This window comes from Pseudomonas sp. NFACC25 (assembly GCF_900100935.1).
Classification (GTDB): Bacteria; Pseudomonadota; Gammaproteobacteria; order Pseudomonadales; family Pseudomonadaceae; genus Aquipseudomonas; species Aquipseudomonas marginalis.
The window spans coordinates 603,537-621,084 of sequence record NZ_FMUC01000003.1 but is presented as its reverse complement, the minus strand read 5'-3'; the positions used below and the strand labels follow the sequence as shown (position 1 = coordinate 621,084).

The window sequence follows — 17,548 nt, the reverse complement described above, 5'->3', positions numbered from 1 at the left end:
CGGAACAGTCGGCTTTGGTCGCCCCCTACGGAAACTATCCATTTGCCGGGCGCCCCTCTATGATGCACCCATGACTTTTTGACCTGCGATGACCCATGGCTGACTCTGCTTTCTTCTGCCCCCTGTCCCACGAAGGCGTTCTCGCCGTCCGCGGCTCCGACGCTGCCAAGTTCCTGCAGGGACAACTCACCTGCAACCTCAATTACCTGAGCGACACCCAGGCCAGCCTCGGTGCGCGCTGCACGCAAAAAGGCCGCATGCAGTCGAGCTTCCGCATCCTGTTGCAGGGCGACGGCGTACTCCTGGCCATGGCCAGCGAACTGCTCGAACCGCAACTGGCGGACCTGAAGAAATATGCGGTGTTCTCCAAGTCCAAGCTCACCGACGAAAGCGCCGCCTGGGTGCGTTTCGGTGTGATCGATGGCGATCAGGCGCTGACCGGCCTTGGCCTTGAGCTGCCCACCGAAACGGACAGCGTTGCCCGTACCGAACACCTGATCGCCGTCCGCGTGTCCCCCGCCCGCGCCGAACTCTGGGTACCGGCCGAGCAAGCCGACGGCGTGCGCGGCCAATTGGCCGCACAGTTGACACAAACCGACTTGAATCACTGGCTACTGGGCCAGATCCGCGCCGGTATCGGCCAGGTCATGCCCCAGACTCGCGAACTGTTCATCCCGCAGATGCTCAACCTGCAGGCCGTGGGCGGCGTCAGCTTCAAGAAAGGCTGCTACACCGGCCAGGAAATCGTCGCGCGCATGCAGTACCTGGGCAAACTCAAGCGTCGCCTGTACCGCTTGAGCTTGAACGCGGCGCAAATGCCCGAGCCAGGCACCCCGTTGTTTTCCCCCAGCCACAACAGCTCGATCGGCGAAGTGGTGATTGCAGCAAAAGCTGACCAGGTGATTGAACTTCTGGCGGTATTGCAAGCCGAAGCTGCCGATAGTGGCGATGTGCACCTAGGCACACTGGAAGGCCCCGGTTTGCAACTGCTTGACCTGCCTTACACCCTTGACCGCGATCGTGAGATCCAGCGTTAGTCGCCGTATTTTCCTGCAACACCCTAGAGAGCATGAATGAACAAACTGGCGGAAAAAGTCCAACAGGCGTTGGTTAAGGCCATCGACAACGATGACCTGGTTCTGCCGACATTGCCGGAAGTGGCCCTGAACATCCGTCAGGCCGCTGAAGACCCGGAAATCAGCATCAGCCACTTGAGTAAAGTGATCGGCCGCGACACTGCGTTGTCGGCGCGCCTGATCAAAGTGGTCAACAGCCCGCTGTTGCGCGCCACCCAGGAAGTCACCGACCTGCACACCGCCATCACCCGGCTGGGCACCAACTACAGCAGCAACCTGGCCATCGGCCTGGTGATGGAACAGATCTTCCACGCCCGTTCCGAAGTGGTCGAACAGAAAATGCGCGATGTGTGGCGCCGCAGCCTGGAAGTGGCAGGTGTAAGCTACGCCCTGTGCCGCAACCACAGCCAGCTCAAGCCGGACCAGGCAGCGCTGGGCGGCCTGGTGCACCAGATCGGCGTGCTGCCGATCCTGACCTACGCCGAAGACCACTACGAGCTGCTGTCGGATCCGGTCAGCCTCAACCACGTGATCGACAGCATCCACCCGGTGCTGGGCGACAAGTTGCTGAGTGGCTGGGACTTCCCGGAAATGCTGGCGAAACTGCCGGGCCAGTACCTGAACCTGGAGCGGGACTCAGCCTGCCTCGACTACATCGACGTAGTGCAGATTGCCATGCTGTATTGCCATCACGGCACCGATCACCCCCTGGCCAAGGTGGACGTCTCCAGCGTGCCTGCGATGAAAAAACTGCGGGTTGATCCCTACAGCGAAAAACTGCGCGCAGAGCTGGATGAAGCGCGCGCCATGTTCGATTGATCAACCGGCGATAAAACTCACCCGCACCTTCAACCCCGCGTGCTCGCCGTCATGCAGGCTGATCTGGGCCAGATGCGCACGACAGATTTCGCCCACGATCGCCAACCCCAGGCCTGAGCCCATGCCTTGCTGGCTACGGCGGTAGAAGCGCTCGAACACCCGGTCGCGCTCATCCTGCGGAATACCCGGGCCATCATCTTCCACCTCCAGTACCGCCGGCGCCGTGACCCGCAGGATCACGTTGCCGCCCGGTGGCGTGTGCGCCAGGGCGTTGTCCACCAGGTTGCTCAACAGCTCGTTGAGCAGCGTCGGCTCGCCACGCAACCACACCGGTTCATCCGCCTCCAGCGCCAGTGCCACGCCGCGCGCATGGGCCAACGGCGCCATGGCCATGCCCAGTTCACGGGCCAATTGGCTGAGGTCGAGCAACTGCGCGCCGCCTTCGGCAATCGCCCGGGCACCGTTTTCGATGCGCGCCAGGGACAGCAACTGATTGGCCAGGTGGGTCAACCGATCGGTGCCTTGGGCGGCGGTCTCCAGGGTACTGCGCCAGGTTGCGGGATCTTCGGCGCGCAGGCCCAGCTCCAGGCGCGCCTTGAGCGCCGCCAACGGGGTACGCAGTTCATGGGATGCATCGGCAATAAACTGCGCCTGACGCTCGAACTGGCCGCGCAGGCGTTCGGTGAAGTGGTTGAGGGAACGCACCAGCGGGCCGAACTCATGCTGAACCTCCACCAACGGCAACGGCCGCAAGTCGTCGGGCTGGCGCTCTTCCACCGCCGTGCGCAGGCGCTCCAGCGGGCGCAAGGCGGCGCTGACGGCAAACCACACCAGCAACAAGGCGCCAATGGCGAGCATGCCCAGGCGCAGCAAGGTGTCAGCCATCAGGCTGCGGGCCATGCTCACCCGTGCCTCATCGGTTTCGGCCACGCGGATTTCCGCCATGCCGTTCATGTTCGGTTCGGAGACCGCCTTCAGCAGGCTGACCACCCGCACTTCCTGGCCCTGGTACTTGGCGTTGTAGAAGCGCGCCAGCGCCGGGTAGTCGTCGGTGCGCGGTGTGCCGGGGGGCGGGCCGGGGAGGTTTTCGTAGCCGGAAATCAGCTTCTGATCAATGTCATTGACCTGATAGTAGATGCGCCCGGCGCTGTCGTAGGCAAAGGTGTCGAGGGCGACATAGGGCACGTTGGCGCTGAGGGTACCGTCCACCTGGGTCAGGCCGGCGGCGATGGTACGCGCCGAGGCCAGCAGCGTGCGGTCATAGGCGGTGTCGGCCGCTTCGCGACCGTTCCAGTAGGCACTCATGCCACTGGCGAGCATCAACAGCACCAGCAGCAGCGCCAGGTTCCACAGCAGGCGCCAGCGCAGACTGCTGGGCTTATGCATCGCGGGCTTCCAGCAGGTAGCCGAGACCGCGGAACGTCACGATAGCGATGGGTTGGCCATCGAGCTTCTTGCGCAGGCGGTGCACGTAGATTTCGATGGCGTCGGGGCTGGCCTCTTCGTCCAGGCCGAACACCTGGGAAGCCAGTTGCTCCTTGCTCATCACCCGGCCTGGGCGGGCAATCAGCGCTTCAAGCACGGCTTGCTCGCGGGAAGTCAACGTCATCAACTCGCCGCCCACCGTGAAACGTCGGGTGTCGAGGTCATAGACCAGCACCCCGCAGGCCTGCTGGCGCTCGCCGCCCAATACGCTGCGGCGCAGCAGCGCCTTGACCCGGGCTTCCAGCTCGGTCAGTTCGAACGGTTTGGCCAGGTAGTCATCGGCGCCCAGGTTCAGGCCATGCACGCGGTCCTTCACATCGCTGCGCGCGGTCAACATCAGCACCGGCAGGTTTTTCCCACGCGCCCGCAAGCGCGCCAGCACCTCGAAACCGTCCATGCGCGGCAGGCCCACATCGAGGATGGCCACCGCGTAATCCTCGCTGCCCAAGGCCAGGTCGGCGGCCACGCCGTCATGCAATACGTCAACGGTCAAACCTGTGCTCTTGAGCGCTTGGGCGACGCTTTCGGCGAGTTGCAGATGGTCTTCAACCAGAAGGACACGCATGGATTTCCACCTTATTCGGACGTGGTCGGCGCCACGCTTTGCCGGGCAGTTTACAGGCGCCGACTGCCCTGTGAAGCCTGAAAACATTGAAAGGCAGCTGAAAGGTTAGTGAAAGCTTCGCCCTTTAGCATCCAGCCACGGTAGGTCCTGCCTGCCGAGCGACCTGATGGGTCGCGCCCGAAAAACGCCTCGAAGCGTTTTCGCCAAAATAAGAACAATAACGGAGTGCACCACGATGCTGTCGACACAGCCACAGGCCTGCCCGCCTGTTCGTATTTCCCGCCTGACCCACACCGCCCTTGCCAGTGCCGCTGCCCTTGCCGGCTTTTCGCCGCTTGGCCAGGCTGCCTTCTTCGAAGACAGCAGCGCGACCCTGGAAACCCGCAACATGTACTTCAACCGCGACTTTCGCGACGGCACCAGCGCCCAGCAGTCCAAGCGCGACGAGTGGGCCCAGGGCTTCATGCTCAACCTGCAATCGGGCTACACCGACGGCACCGTCGGCTTTGGCGTGGATGCGCTGGGCATGCTCGGGGTCAAGCTCGACTCCAGCCCCGACCGCACCGGCACCGGCCTGCTGCCCACCCACGACGATGGCCGCGCCGCCAATGAGTACTCCAAGCTGGGCCTGACCGGCAAAGTGAAGATTTCCGCCACCGAGCTCAAGATCGGCTCGCTGATGCCTGAACTGCCGATCCTCAAGCCCAATGACGGGCGCATCCTGCCGCAGACCTTCAACGGTGGCCTGGTCACCTCCAAGGAGTTCAAGAACCTGGTCTTCACCGGCGGCCGCCTCGACAAGGCCAAGGACCGCGACGACAGCAACTACGAGGACATCGCCCTCAACAACAAGAACAGCCGCTTCCTCAGCGGTGCCACCGGCAAGCATTTCAACTTCGGCGGTGTCGACTACAAGTTCGCCGACAAGATCACCGGCAGCTACCACTTCGCCCAACTCGACGACGTGTACCGCCAGCACTTCCTCGGCCTGGTCGCCGCACGCCCAATGGGCCCCGGCACCTTCGCCGCCGACCTGCGCCTGGCGATCAGCGATGACGCAGGCGCAGCCCGTGGCGGCAAGATCGACAACACCTCCCTCAACGGCCTGTTCAGCTATGCCCTCAATGGCCATAAGCTCAGCGCCGGCTACCAGCATATGTCCGGCGACAGTGCCTTTCCGTACGTGGATGGCAGCGACCCGTACCTGGTCAACTTCGTGCAGATCAACGACTTTGCCGGCGCCGAAGAGCGCTCCTGGCAGGCGCGCTACGACTACGACTTCGCCAAGCTGGGCATTCCCGGCCTGAGTTTCATGAGCCGTTACCTCTCGGGTGACAATATCAAGCTCAGGAACGGCGACACCGGCAAGGAATGGGAACGCAACAGCGAGATCAAGTACGTGGTGCAAAGCGGTACGTTCAAGGATGTCGCCGTGCGCCTGCGCAATGCCACCTACCGTTCCAACTATTCAGCCCGTGATGCGGATGAAATGCGCCTGCTGGTCAGCTACAGCGTTGCGCTCTGGTAAGCCACTCATAACAACAAAGACGGAGATCACCATGACCCCTTCATTGCGTAAATTGGCCCTCGCCGCCGGCTGCATGCTGTTCGCCGGCCAACTGCTGGCCGCCGACGAACCCAAGCGCCCGGAATGCATCGCCCCGGCCTCCCCCGGCGGTGGTTTTGACCTGACCTGCAAACTGGCGCAAAGCGCGCTGGTCAACGAGAAACTGCTGAGCAAACCAATGCGCGTGACCTACATGCCGGGCGGCGTGGGCGCGGTGGCCTACAACGCCGTGGTGGCCCAGCGTCCTGCGGACGGCGGTACGCTCGTGGCCTGGTCCAGCGGTTCGCTGCTGAACCTGGCCCAGGGCAAGTTCGGGCGCTTCGATGAGAGCGCCGTACGTTGGCTGGCCGCCGTGGGTACCAGCTACGGTGCCATCGCGGTGAAAGCCGATTCGCCCTACAAGACCCTCGACGACCTGGTTAAAGCCCTGAAGAAAGATCCGGGCAGCGTGGTGATCGGTTCCGGCGGCACCGTCGGCAGCCAGGACTGGATGCAAACCGCGCTGATCGCCAAGGCCGCCGGGATCAACCCGCGCGAGCTGCGCTACGTGGCGCTCGAAGGCGGCGGTGAAATCGCCACCGCCCTGCTCGGCGGACATATCCAGGTCGGCAGTACCGACATCTCCGACTCCATGCCGCACATCCTCAGCGGTGACATGCGCCTGCTGGCGGTGTTCTCCGAGGAGCGCCTGGACGAGCCGGAAATGAAGAATATTCCGACCGCCAAAGAGCAAGGCTACGACATCGTCTGGCCGGTGGTGCGTGGCTTCTACCTCGGGCCAAAAGTCAGCGATGCCGACTACGCCTGGTGGAAGGAGGCCTTCGACAAACTGCTGGCCTCCGACGAGTTCGCCAAGCTGCGTGACCAGCGCGAGCTGTTCCCGTTCGCCATGACCGGCCCGGAGCTGGACACCTACGTGAAGAAACAGGTGGCTGACTACAAAGTGCTGGCCAAAGAGTTCGGCCTGATCCAGTAATCGCCCCTCTGTCGCGCGGCCATGCCTGGCGAACCCCAGGCATGGCCCAGGAGTTCAACATGCTCTTACAACGCATATTCGCCGCCGCGCTGCTGCTGGCCTGCGCCGGTCTGGCGCTGATGGCCTGGCCCTACCAGGCGTCGTTTTCCTACGAACCCGTAGGGCCCCGCGCCTACCCATTGCTGATGCTCGGGCTGATGAGCCTGGCGCTGATCTACATGCTGTTCCGCCCGCAACCCACCCAGCACACCGAAGAAGAACCGGCATTGGACCGCCAGACCCTGGTCAAGATCGGCATCTGCGTGGCGCTGTTGATCGTGTTTGCCGGCACCTTCGAGCCCCTGGGCTTCATCCTCAGCAGCATGCTGATCGGCATCCCCATGGCGCGCCTGTATGGCGGGCGCTGGGTGCCCAGCGTGGTGATCGTCAGCCTGATGGCCATCGGTCTTTATCTGCTGTTCGATAAGGCCATGGATGTTCCACTGCCCCTCGGCCTGCTCGACGTTCTGGAGAACTGATATGGATACTTTCGGCTATTTGGGCCAGGGCTTCGGCGTTGCACTGTCCCCCTACAACCTGGTGACCGCCCTGTGCGGCACCCTGATCGGCACCGTGGTCGGCCTGTTGCCGGGCCTGGGCCCGATCAACGGCGTGGCGCTGTTGATCCCCATCGCGTTCGCCCTGGGCCTGCCGCCGGAATCGGCGCTGATCCTGCTGGCGGCCGTGTACCTGGGCTGCGAATACGGCGGCCGTATCAGCTCGATCCTGCTGAACATCCCGGGCGAAGCCTCCACCGTGATGACCACCCTCGACGGCTACCCGATGGCCCGCAAAGGCCTGGCCGGCGTGGCGCTGTCGTTGTCCGCGTGGAGTTCGTTCATCGGCGCGTTTATCGCCACCTGCGGCATGGTGCTGTTCGCGCCGCTGCTGGCCAAATGGGCGATTGCCTTCGGCCCGGCGGAATATTTCGTGCTGATGGTGTTTGCGATTGTCTGCCTGGGCGGCATGGCCGGTGACAAACCGCTGAAAACCTTCGTGGCGGCGCTGATCGGCCTGTTCCTCTCGGCAGTGGGCATCGATGCCAACAGCGGCGTGTACCGGTTTACCGGCGATAACATCCACCTCACCGACGGCATCCAGTTTGTGGTGTTGGTGCTGGGCTTGTTCTCCATCAGTGAGATCCTGTTGCTGCTGGAAAAAACCCACCGAGGCCAGGAAGCAGTAAAGGCCACCGGACGGATGATGTTCAACCTGAAGGAAGCAGGTTCGGTGTTCGTGGTGAACATTCGTTGCGGCCTGCTCGGTTTCATCATGGGCGTGCTGCCCGGCGCGGGCGCGACCCTGGCCTCGGCCGTGGCGTACATGACCGAGAAACGCCTGGCCGGTGCCAGCGGCAAATTCGGCCAGGGCGACATGCGCGGCCTGGCGGCACCGGAAACCGCCATCGGCGCGTCCGCCTGCGGTGCCTTGGTGCCGATGCTGACCCTCGGCGTTCCCGGGTCGGGCACCACCGCCGTGATGATCGGCGCCCTGTCGCTGTACAACATCACCCCCGGCCCGCTGCTGTTCCAACAGCAACCGGACATCGTCTGGGGCCTGATCGCCTCGTTGTTTATCGCCAACATCATGCTGGTGATCCTCAACATCCCGATGATCCGCATCTTCACGCGCATCCTCGCCGTGCCGAACTGGGCGCTGGTGCCGGTGATCGCGATCATCACCGCGATCGGTGTGTACGCGGTGCACGCCACCACCTTCGACCTGTTCCTGATGGTCGGCATCGGCATCTTCGGCTACATCCTGCGCAAGCTGGACTTCCCGCTGTCGCCGGTGCTGCTGGGCTTTATCCTCGGCGGCCTGATGGAGCAGAACCTGCGCCGCGCGCTGTCGATTTCCAACGGTGACCTGCAGATTCTCTGGTCAAGCCCGATCACCTTCGGGGTGTGGGTACTGACCGCGTTGATGCTGGCGTTCCCGCTGGTGCGCATCTACCGCAAACGTGCCCTGCAGCGTCGTGCCGTGGCCGATGTCTGAGGTCACCTTTAAACATTGGTGGGGAACACCACTGGTCGGCCTGGCCGGCGGTTACCTGGCCAGCCTGGTCGGCTGGCCTTTGCCGTACATGGTCGGCTCCTTACTGGCGATCATCCTCGTGCGTTGCCTAACGCCCTGGCAGTTGGCGGAGATTCCCGGCGGGCGCAAATGCGGCCAATGGGTGGTGGGCATCGGCATCGGCCTGCACTTCACCCCCGTGGTAATCGAACAGGTAATGAGCCATTTCGGCCTGATTTTCTTCGGTGCGTTGGTCACCAGCCTGTCGAGCGTGGTCGGCGTGTGGTTGATGCGCCGCAGTGGCGAAGACCGCGCCACCGCGTTTTTCTCGAGCATGCCGGGCGGTTCCGGGGAGATGGTCAACCTCGGCTCGCGCAATGGCGCGGTACTCAGCCGTGTGGCGGCAGGGCAAAGCCTGCGTGTGCTGGTGGTGGTGCTGTGTGTGCCGGCGATCTTCAAGTATCTGTTGGGCGGCGGTGCGCCGCAGTTTCATCCGGCGCCGGTCAGTTGGGTGTGGCTGGCGCTGCTGTTTCCACTCGGTGCACTGGTGGCCTGGGGATGGCAGCGCTTGCGCCAGCCTAACCCGTGGTTGTTCGGCCCCTTGCTGGTCAGTGCGACGGCCAGCGTGGTGTGGGACCTGCATATCGGCCTGCCCGACGGCGGCAGCCAGATCGGCCAGTGGTTGATCGGCAGCGGGTTGGGCTGCCACTTCAATCGGCAGTTCTTTCGTCGAGCACCATCGTTCATGGGCCGCACCTTGATCGGCACGGCCTTGACCATGGCGCTGGCAACGTTGGCGGCGGTGGGCTTGAGCGCCCTCACCCACCTGGACCTGCGCTCGCTGACCCTGGGCATGATGCCCGGCGGGATTGCCGAGATGAGCCTTACGGCCGAGACCCTGCAACTGTCGGTGCCGTTGGTGACGGCGATGCAGGTGATGCGCTTGTTGTTTGTGCTGTTCCTGGCGGAGCCGTTGTTTCGGCATTGGAACCGTCAGCCGGAAAAAATCTAAACCTTCGGCACAGGTTGAACTGTGCCTGGCCTTAGAGCGGCGGCAACCGCCACTCAATCGGCGTTTCGCCGTTCTGCTCAAGAAACTTGTTGGTGCGGCTGAAATGCCCGCACCCCAGGAACCCGCGATACGCCGACAACGGCGACGGATGCACCGACGTCAGCACCAAATGCTTGGTGGCATCGACCAACTTCTGCTTGCCCTGGGCATGGGCGCCCCACAACAGGAACACCAGGTGCGGCTGGTGCTCGCTGACCACCTCGATAACGCGATCGGTAAAGAACTGCCAGCCCTTGCCCGCATGGGCATTGGCGTTGGCGCGTTCCACGGTCATGGTGGTGTTGAGCAGCAACACGCCCTGGTCGGCCCAGCTCTGCAGGCAGCCGTGGTTGGGGATGTCGATGTTCAGGTCGCGCTTGAGCTCTTTGTAGATATTGACCAGGGACGGCGGCGACGGCACGCCCGGTTGTACCGAGAAGCACAAACCGTGGGCCTGGCCGGGGCCGTGGTACGGGTCCTGGCCGAGGATCACCACCTTGACCTTGTCCAGCGGCGTTGAGTTAAGCGCATTGAAGATCAGCGGGCCGGGCGGGTAGATCTCTTTGCCGGCGGCATGTTCCTGGCGCAGGAACTCGCGCAACTGGCCCATGTAGGGCTTATCGAACTCATCACGCAGGGCGTGTTTCCAGCTGGGTTCGAGTTTGATACGGTCGCCTTCGGTCATAGTTGAAATGTCTTGTAGAAAAGAATGAGGCGAACCCTAGGAAAGCCGGCCCTGCTTGTCAATTGATCTGACACACCACCAGCACTTTCCCACGAAGCGATCATACTGATCCTTCACCTTCTCGATTGAGGTCACGATGAATCTGCACTTCGAAGAACTGACCGGCAGTGGCGGCGCCCGCGTCGGCATCGCCAGCCTCGACGCTGAAAAGTCCCTCAACGCCCTCTCTTTGCCGATGATCCTGGCCCTGACAGATCGCCTGGAGGCCTGGGCCAAAGACCCGGCCATCGTCTGCGTGCTGCTGCGTGGCAACGGGCCCAAGGCGTTTTGCGCCGGGGGCGAAGTGCGCAGCCTGGCCCAGGCCTGCCGCGAGCAGCCGGGTGAAGTGCCGGCCCTGGCCGCACAGTTTTTTGCCGCGGAATACCGCCTCGACTACCGCTTGCACACTTACCCTAAGCCGCTGATCTGCTGGGGCCACGGTTACGTGCTGGGCGGGGGCATGGGCCTGCTGCAAAGTGCGGCCATACGGATTGTCACGCCGAGCAGCCGCCTGGCCATGCCCGAGATCAGCATCGGCCTGTACCCGGACGTGGGCGCCAGTTGGTTCCTGTCGCGCCTGCCGGGCAAGCTGGGCTTATTCCTTGGCCTTACCGGCGCCCATATCAACGGCCGTGACGCCCTGGACCTGGGCCTGGCCGACCGTTTCCTGCGCGACGATCAACAAGACGAGTTGCTCGATGGCTTGCTGCAACTGAACTGGCAGGAGCAGACCGCGATACAGCTCAACAGCCTGTTCAAGGCCCTGGCCCAGGAAGCCGTGGCCCAGCAACCCGAGGCGCAATGGCTGCCGCGCCGGGCACAGATCGACGAATGGCTGGACGTCGGCGATGTGCGCAGCGCCTGGCGCGCCTTGAGCCCGCTGCGTGACCACGCGGACCCACTGTTCAATCGCGCCGGCAAGACATTGAGCGAAGGCTGCCCGCTGACCGCGCACCTGGTGTGGGAACAGATCCAGCGGGCCCGCCATCTGTCCCTGGCCGAGGTGTTCCAGATGGAATACACCCTGAGCCTGAACTGCTGCCGCCATCCGGAATTCAGCGAGGGGGTGCGCGCGCGGTTGATCGACAAGGACCAGAAGCCCCATTGGCATTGGCCGGACATCAATACGGTCCCGGACGCCGTGGTGCAGGCGCACTTCACCAAGGCGTGGGAAGGCCGGCACCCGCTGGCGGACTTGTCCGATTACTGAGGTTTTGCGCCCATGAAAAAGCGGCGCTTCATGCGCCGCTTGTCATACAGGCCGGTCAACGGTGACCGCCGCGGCCACCTCCACGGTCATGATCGCCACCGCGTCCATGCCCGCCATTGTTCCAACGATCCCCCCAGCCCTGGTTCGGGTAAGGCCGGTAACCGGCCCTTGGCCCTGACGGGTAATAGCGAGGCGCCGGCTGGTAATAACGCGGTGCCGAGTAGTAACGCGGTGCCGGAGCGTAGTAACGCGGCGACGGGTAGTAATCACGGCGATATTGATACGCCGTGCCGCCGCCATAGTAATAAGCCGGCGCCGGTGAGGTGTAGACCTCGGAACGGTAGTAGCTCTGGCCTCCATCGTAGTAGGGCACACAAGCGGAAAGGGTCAGACCGAGTAAAGCGCTGAGCAGCAGTCGTCGATACATGGCGGCCTCCTGGACCGCGGAAGAGCACCTCCAGCGACGCTGGGGGGCGGCATTCAGCTTTCACTGAATGACGAAATATCTGACATCAAAAAACGAAACTGGTGCGTTTTCGCAATAGTTTGAAACATGTGTGTAACCGTCATGAACAGGGCTTTTTTGTACGAACTGAAACTTTCCGGATTTGCATGATGTCATTACGACATCGCACAATGCCAGGGAGGCTCTAGCGCGAGCTTCCTCCCCTCATACCCGGATTCCAGTCATGAAGATTTCAACCAAACTGCTGCTCTCATTTGTATTGTGCGCGTTCATCACCCTCGTCGTGGGCGCCTTGGGTATCAAGGGCGTGACACGGCTGGCTTCGGCGCTTGAACTGACCTTCTCGAACAACCTGGTCTCGGTGAGCAATACCGCCGCCACCCTCAATGGCATGGTCGCCCACAACCGTGGCCTGTATCGCCTGGTGGATGCCAGCAATGGCGATGTGGCCCAGCAGGACCGCGAACGCGTGCGCCAGGACATCGCCAACGAACTCAAACGCAGCCAGACCGCCTACGCCATTTATCGCGCCACACCGTTGGAAGATGACGAACGGGCAGCCGGCGACAAGTTCGACCAGATCTGGCCCACCTACGTCAGTAACTCCGAACGCATCATCGCGATGCTCGATGCCGGCCAGCTTGAGCAAGCCCGTACGCAGCTCAACACCAGTAACAATGAACTGTTCCGCCAGGCACGTGAGCTGATTCGCGTGATGGTCGACTCCAATAACCGCCAGATCAAGGAAGGCGCCGCCGCCGCCGACGATCTGCGCAACAGTGCGATGACCTGGATGATTGCCGGCATCGTGCTGGCCTTCATCATTGCAATCATCATTGGCGTGCTGATCACGCGGCTCATCACCCGCCCCATCGCCCAGGCGGTGGAAGGCGCGCAGCGCATTGCCAAGGGTGACCTGACCCAAGCCATCGTTACCGAGCGTACCGACGAAGCCGGGCAACTGTTGATGGCGTTGTCGGATATGCAGGGCGGCCTGAAAAGCACCCTGGTGGAAATCGCCAACGCTTCCGACCAGCTCGCGTCAGCCGCCGAAGAGCTGAGCGCGGTCACCGACGAAAGCAGCCGCGGCCTGACCCGCCAGAACGACGAAATCCAGCAAGCCGCCACCGCCGTCAACCAGATGACCGCAGCGGTCGACGAAGTGGCGAGCAACGCCGTGTCGACCTCCGAGGCGTCGCGCCAGGCCACCGCCGAAGCCGAGGACGGTCGCCAGCAGGTGGAGCAGGCCGTGTCGGGCATGTCATCGATGGTGGTCGAGATCAACGATTCGACCCAATCGGTCGCCGACCTCGCCGACCAGGTGCGCGAAATCGGCAAGGTGATCGATGTGATCCGCGGCATTGCCGACCAGACCAACCTGCTGGCCCTCAATGCCGCCATCGAAGCTGCCCGAGCCGGTGAACAAGGCCGTGGTTTTGCCGTGGTGGCCGATGAGGTGCGCGCGCTGGCCCACCGCACCCAGACCTCCACGGTCGACATCGAGAAAATGATCGGTGAAGTCCAGGCCGGTGCCGATGGCGCCGTGGCCGCCATGAACAAAAGCCTGACCTGGGCCAACAACACCCAGACCCTGGCGCAAAACGCCGGCCAGGCGCTGGAGCGCATCACCGCCAGCGTGGCCAGCATCAACGAGCGCAACCTGGTGATCGCCTCGGCGTCCGAGGAACAGGCCCAGGTGGCCCGGGAGGTGGATCGCAACCTGCTCAACATCCAGGACCTGTCCACCCAGACCGCCGCCGGTGCGCACCAGACCAACGCCTCCAGCCAGGACCTGTCGCGCCTGGCCACCTCGTTCAATGTGCTGGTCAGCAAGTTCCAGCTGTAAGCGCCTCATAGCAGTGCGCCGACGCACCCGCGTGGCGCACACCGCCCTCTTCTACACCCTCCTCTCCCGCCCGCCCGGCTGAACCGCCGGGCATCGAAGCCACTTGGCACGACTCTCGCTTTATCTCTTGCGTGCAGGATTGATACAGGTTCGCGGCACCACAATTTGCAATGGCCGACTAGGGTTCCGGCTCGCCGAAAGCGAGTGGCTGGTCCGAGAGTTGGCGACCTCCAGTTGAGGTTACACGGCGGGATAAAAGCCCGGGAGACAAGCCACCGTTCACGGTGCCGCGTTGCTCCTGCTCGCCCTTGATCAACTGGAGAAGACCCATGCCCTCAATCCGTTTACCCGCCCTGCTCGCCGTCGTCTTTGCCGCCGTGCTGAGCGTCCAGGCCCAAGCCGCCCCCAAAAAACACTTCAGCGTGTGCTGGACGATCTACGCCGGCTGGATGCCGTGGGAGTACGCCGGCAGCCAAGGCATCCTCGACAAGTGGGCGAAGAAGTACGGCATCACCATCGACATGGTGCAGCTCAACGACTACGTCGAATCCATCAACCAATACACCGCCGGCCAGTTCGACGGCTGCACCATGACCAACATGGACGCCCTGACCATCCCCGCCGCCGGTGGCGTGGACAGCACCGCGCTGGTGGTCAGCGACTTCTCCAACGGCAACGACGGCGTGGTGATCAAGGGCACCGGCAAGACCGTGGCCGACCTCAAGGGCATGAACGTCAACCTGGTGGAACTCTCGGTGTCCCACTACCTGCTGGCCCGCGCGCTGGAGTCGGCGGACTTGACGGAAAAAGACCTGAAGGTGGTCAACACCTCCGATGCCGACATCGCGGCGGCGTTCAACACCGACCAGGTCCAGGCCGTCACCACCTGGAACCCGATGCTTTCGGAGATCAAGGCCAAGCCTGGGGTGAGCCAGGTGTTCGACTCGAGCAAAGTGCCCGGCGAAATCATGGACATGATGGTGGTCAACACCCAGGTCCTCAAAGACAACCCCAAGCTGGGCAAAGCCCTCACCGGCGCCTGGTTCGAAGTGGTCGCGCTGATGAGCGCCAAGGGCCCCGCCAGCACCGCAGCCCTCGAACATATGGCCAAGGCCTCCGGCACGGACCTTGCGGGCTTCCAGTCGCAACTGGACACTACCAAGCTGTTCGCCACGCCCCAGGAAGCCCTGGCCTTCGCCATCAGTCCACAGTTGCCCGCCACCATGGGCAAAGTCGCCGAGTTCTCGTTTAAACACGGCCTGCTGGGTGAAGGCGCCAAGGACGCCAGCGCCGTGGGCATGCGCTTCGCCAACGGTGTGACCAGTGGCGACAAGGCCAACCTCAAGCTGCAGTTCGACCCCAGCTACGTACAGATGGCCGCCGACGGCAAGCTGTAAGAGGACCCGGCCATGCGCCTGATCAACCGTCACCCGGACCGTTCCAGCCGCCTGTTGCTGGTGCTGCTGCCGTTCGCCCTGCTGCTGTTCGCCTACTTCGTGGGCTCGGCCGAGCGCCTGGCGGACAACCCCAACGACAAGCTGCTGCCCGGTGCCGGGCAAATGCTTGACGCGGTAAAGCGCCTGGCCTTCAACGCCGACACCCGCACCGGCGAATACGTGCTGTGGCAGGACAGCGCCGCCAGCCTGCGGCGCCTCGCCATCGGCCTGGGCATCAGCGCCCTCGCCGGCCTGTGCCTGGGGATCGCCGCCGGCACGCTGCCGCTGTTTGGCGCGCCGTTGTCACCGTTGCTGACGGTGCTGTCGATGGTGCCGCCGCTGGCGATCCTGCCGATCCTGTTCATCGTGTTCGGGCTGGGGGAATTGTCCAAGGTGATGCTGATCGTCATCGGCGTCACCCCGTGCCTGGCCCGAGACCTGGAACAGCGCGCGCGGGAAATTCCGGTCGAGCTGCTGGTGAAGGCGCAGACCCTCGGCGCCTCCACCTGGACCCTGATGCTGCGTGTGGTATTGCCGCAATTGCTGCCGCGTCTGTTGATCTCGCTGCGGTTGATGCTCGGCTCGGCGTGGTTGTTTTTGATCGCCGCCGAAGCCATCGCCTCCACCGACGGTTTGGGCTACCGGATCTTCCTGGTACGGCGCTACCTGGCGATGGACGTGATCCTGCCCTATGTGGTGTGGATCACCCTGCTCGCCTGGCTGATGGACTGGGGCCTCAAGGCCCTGACCCGGCGTGCGTTCCCCTGGTACGAAGGAGCGCGGGCATGAGTTTTATCAGCGTCAATAATGTGTGGCAGCGCTATGGCGATCAGGTGGTGCTCGAAGGTCTCAACCTGCAGGTCGCCGAGGGTGAATTCTGCACGCTGGTGGGCACGTCCGGCTGTGGCAAGTCGACTTTCCTGCGCCTGCTGCTGGGCCAGGAAAGCGCGAGCAAGGGCCAGATCCTGCTGGACGGCCAGGCCCTCGCCGCCGAGCCGGATGCCAGCCGTGGCGTGGTGTTCCAGCGCTACTCGGTGTTCCCACATCTGACTGTGCTCGACAACGTCGCCCTCGGCCTGGAACTGCCACGTTCTCGCCTGCTGGGCCGGCTGTTCGGTAAAGCCAAAAAGGACGCCCGGGAACAGGCTGCCGCGCTGTTGCACAAGGTCGGCCTCGGCCACGCCCTGGACAAGTACCCCGCGCAGCTCTCCGGCGGCATGCAACAACGCCTGGCCATCGCCCAGGCCCTGATCATGAAACCCCGCGTGTTGCTGCTGGACGAGCCCTTCGGCGCCCTCGACCCGGGCATTCGCAAGGACATGCACCAGCTGCTGCTGGCGCTGTGGCGCGAAACCCGGCTGACGGTGTTCATGGTCACCCATGACCTGAGCGAAGGCTTCAGCCTCGGCACGCGCCTGCTGGTGTTCGACAAGGTTCGCGTCGATCCCCACGCCCCCGGCGCCTACGGCGCGCGCATCACCTACGACATCCCTTTGAACAGCGAACGCCGCAAGGCGCTCGCCGCCGAACTTGGAGCCACGTCCAAATGACCGATTCCACCCAACTGTTCCCACCCTTTGCCGAAGAAATGCTGCCCGGCGGCGGCCACCGTTCGTTCGTGCTCAAGCGCGGCCAACTGCTGCGCCTGACCGACCTGCGCGGCGGCGCCAACGTCAGCCTGACCCTGCTCAACGCCAACGAAAAAACCGAGCGCCTGAACCTGCCCGACAGTCTCAAATGCCAACACACCGCCAAGCTCACCACCGGCCATTGCCTGTACTCGGACATGGGCCGCGTGCTGGCCGCGATCACCGCCGACACCTGCGGCTGGAGCGACAGCATCGGCGGCGTACTGTGCGCCGCCGAAGTCGCCGAGAAATACGGCCAGGGCCGCTACCAGGAACTGCGCAATGGCTTCTTCCGCAACGGCACCGACAACCTGTTGGTGGAGTTGGGCAAGTGGGGCCTGGGCCTGTCCGACCTGCTGATGACCCTCAACCTGTTCAGCAAAGTCACGGTGGACAGCGACGGAGGCCTGCACTTTGTACCGGGCCATTCCAAGGCCGGCGATTACATCGAGCTCTACGCGCCGATGGACACCCTGGTAGTGCTCACCGCGCTGCAACACCCCATGGACCCGAACCCGCAATACGCCCCGCAACCGCTGAAACTGAGCTGGATGAACGCCGACAAAAGCGTCGCCGAACACTGCCGCACCTCGCGCCCGGAAAACGAGCGCGGCTTTATCAACACCGACCGCCTGTTCGCCTGAGGA

17 protein-coding genes and 1 riboswitch are annotated in these 17,548 nt (G+C 63.4%); of the genes, 13 read left to right on the top strand and 4 right to left on the bottom strand.

Features of this window, described 5'->3' with window-relative positions; genetic code table 11:
* Positions 1–95: 95 nt before the first annotated feature.
* Positions 96–1,037 carry a CAF17-like 4Fe-4S cluster assembly/insertion protein YgfZ gene (locus BLQ09_RS10595; protein ID WP_027604322.1) on the top strand — a complete coding sequence of 314 codons (942 nt, stop codon included), beginning with the start codon at positions 96–98 and terminating at the stop codon, positions 1,035–1,037.
* Positions 1,038–1,073: 36 nt separating this feature from the next.
* A complete protein-coding gene (locus BLQ09_RS10590) occupies positions 1,074–1,895 on the top strand; it encodes an HDOD domain-containing protein (protein ID WP_027604323.1) in 822 nt (273 codons plus the stop codon).
* Here BLQ09_RS10590 and BLQ09_RS10585 read toward each other — a convergent pair whose 3' ends face one another.
* Positions 1,896–3,281, bottom strand: a complete 1,386-nt coding sequence (locus BLQ09_RS10585; RefSeq protein ID WP_027604324.1) for a sensor histidine kinase — start codon at positions 3,279–3,281, stop codon at positions 1,896–1,898. It lies immediately after the preceding gene.
* Entirely contained in the window at positions 3,274–3,945 is a 672-nt protein-coding gene (locus BLQ09_RS10580) for a response regulator (RefSeq protein ID WP_065938886.1), read from the bottom strand. The genes BLQ09_RS10585 and BLQ09_RS10580 overlap by 8 nt, the downstream gene beginning before the upstream one ends.
* A 235-nt stretch (positions 3,946–4,180) precedes the next feature.
* On the opposite strand from BLQ09_RS10580, the gene BLQ09_RS10575 reads away from it, so the two are divergent.
* The 5 genes from BLQ09_RS10575 to BLQ09_RS10555 are packed head-to-tail and all read left to right on the top strand — an operon-like array spanning position 4,181 to position 9,552.
* On the top strand, positions 4,181–5,473 hold the full coding sequence (locus tag BLQ09_RS10575; protein ID WP_092356569.1) for an OprD family porin: 1,293 nt from the start codon (positions 4,181–4,183) through the stop codon (positions 5,471–5,473).
* Between the two features lie 31 nt (positions 5,474–5,504).
* The gene (locus BLQ09_RS10570; protein WP_027604327.1) at positions 5,505–6,488 is read left to right on the top strand and encodes a Bug family tripartite tricarboxylate transporter substrate binding protein; all 984 of its coding nucleotides are present in this window, start codon (positions 5,505–5,507) and stop codon (positions 6,486–6,488) included.
* Positions 6,489–6,547: 59 nt separating this feature from the next.
* Positions 6,548–7,006: a tripartite tricarboxylate transporter TctB family protein gene (locus tag BLQ09_RS10565; RefSeq protein WP_027604328.1), complete on the top strand. Its 459-nt coding sequence runs from the start codon at positions 6,548–6,550 to the stop codon at positions 7,004–7,006.
* A gap of 1 nt (position 7,007) precedes the next feature.
* Positions 7,008–8,522, top strand: a complete 1,515-nt coding sequence (locus BLQ09_RS10560; protein WP_027604329.1) for a tripartite tricarboxylate transporter permease — start codon at positions 7,008–7,010, stop codon at positions 8,520–8,522.
* On the top strand, positions 8,515–9,552 hold the full coding sequence (locus BLQ09_RS10555; protein ID WP_027604330.1) for an AbrB family transcriptional regulator: 1,038 nt from the start codon (positions 8,515–8,517) through the stop codon (positions 9,550–9,552). Before BLQ09_RS10560 ends, BLQ09_RS10555 begins: the two co-directional genes overlap by 8 nt.
* Positions 9,553–9,583: 31 nt before the next feature.
* On the opposite strand, the gene ung is transcribed toward BLQ09_RS10555, so the two are convergent.
* Positions 9,584–10,276, bottom strand: a complete 693-nt coding sequence (ung, locus tag BLQ09_RS10550; protein WP_092356566.1) for a uracil-DNA glycosylase — start codon at positions 10,274–10,276, stop codon at positions 9,584–9,586.
* 136 nt (positions 10,277–10,412) lie between these two features.
* On the opposite strand from ung, the gene BLQ09_RS10545 reads away from it, so the two are divergent.
* Positions 10,413–11,525: an enoyl-CoA hydratase/isomerase family protein gene (locus BLQ09_RS10545; RefSeq protein ID WP_092356563.1), complete on the top strand. Its 1,113-nt coding sequence runs from the start codon at positions 10,413–10,415 to the stop codon at positions 11,523–11,525.
* A gap of 55 nt (positions 11,526–11,580) precedes the next feature.
* Here the strand turns inward: BLQ09_RS10545 and BLQ09_RS10540 are convergent, their stop codons facing one another.
* Entirely contained in the window at positions 11,581–11,952 is a 372-nt protein-coding gene (locus tag BLQ09_RS10540; protein WP_081744398.1) for a hypothetical protein, read from the bottom strand.
* A gap of 262 nt (positions 11,953–12,214) precedes the next feature.
* Between BLQ09_RS10540 and BLQ09_RS10535 the strand changes: the two genes are divergently transcribed.
* The 5 genes from BLQ09_RS10535 (at position 12,215) to BLQ09_RS10515 (ending at position 17,545) form a co-directional block, all read left to right on the top strand.
* Complete coding sequence (locus BLQ09_RS10535; RefSeq protein ID WP_092356560.1) at positions 12,215–13,837, top strand: methyl-accepting chemotaxis protein; 1,623 nt, start codon at positions 12,215–12,217, stop codon at positions 13,835–13,837.
* Between the two features lie 167 nt (positions 13,838–14,004).
* A riboswitch (guanidine-I (ykkC/yxkD leader) is annotated at positions 14,005–14,106 on the top strand.
* Positions 14,107–14,166: 60 nt separating this feature from the next.
* Positions 14,167–15,234: a putative urea ABC transporter substrate-binding protein gene (locus tag BLQ09_RS10530; protein ID WP_092356557.1), complete on the top strand. Its 1,068-nt coding sequence runs from the start codon at positions 14,167–14,169 to the stop codon at positions 15,232–15,234.
* A gap of 12 nt (positions 15,235–15,246) precedes the next feature.
* A complete protein-coding gene (locus BLQ09_RS10525; protein WP_027604335.1) occupies positions 15,247–16,062 on the top strand; it encodes an ABC transporter permease in 816 nt (271 codons plus the stop codon).
* Complete coding sequence (locus BLQ09_RS10520) at positions 16,059–16,823, top strand: ABC transporter ATP-binding protein (RefSeq protein ID WP_092356554.1); 765 nt, start codon at positions 16,059–16,061, stop codon at positions 16,821–16,823. Before BLQ09_RS10525 ends, BLQ09_RS10520 begins: the two co-directional genes overlap by 4 nt.
* The gene (locus BLQ09_RS10515; protein ID WP_027604337.1) at positions 16,820–17,545 is read left to right on the top strand and encodes an urea amidolyase associated protein UAAP1; all 726 of its coding nucleotides are present in this window, start codon (positions 16,820–16,822) and stop codon (positions 17,543–17,545) included. The genes BLQ09_RS10520 and BLQ09_RS10515 overlap by 4 nt, the downstream gene beginning before the upstream one ends.
* The last annotated feature ends 3 nt before the right edge of the window (positions 17,546–17,548 follow it).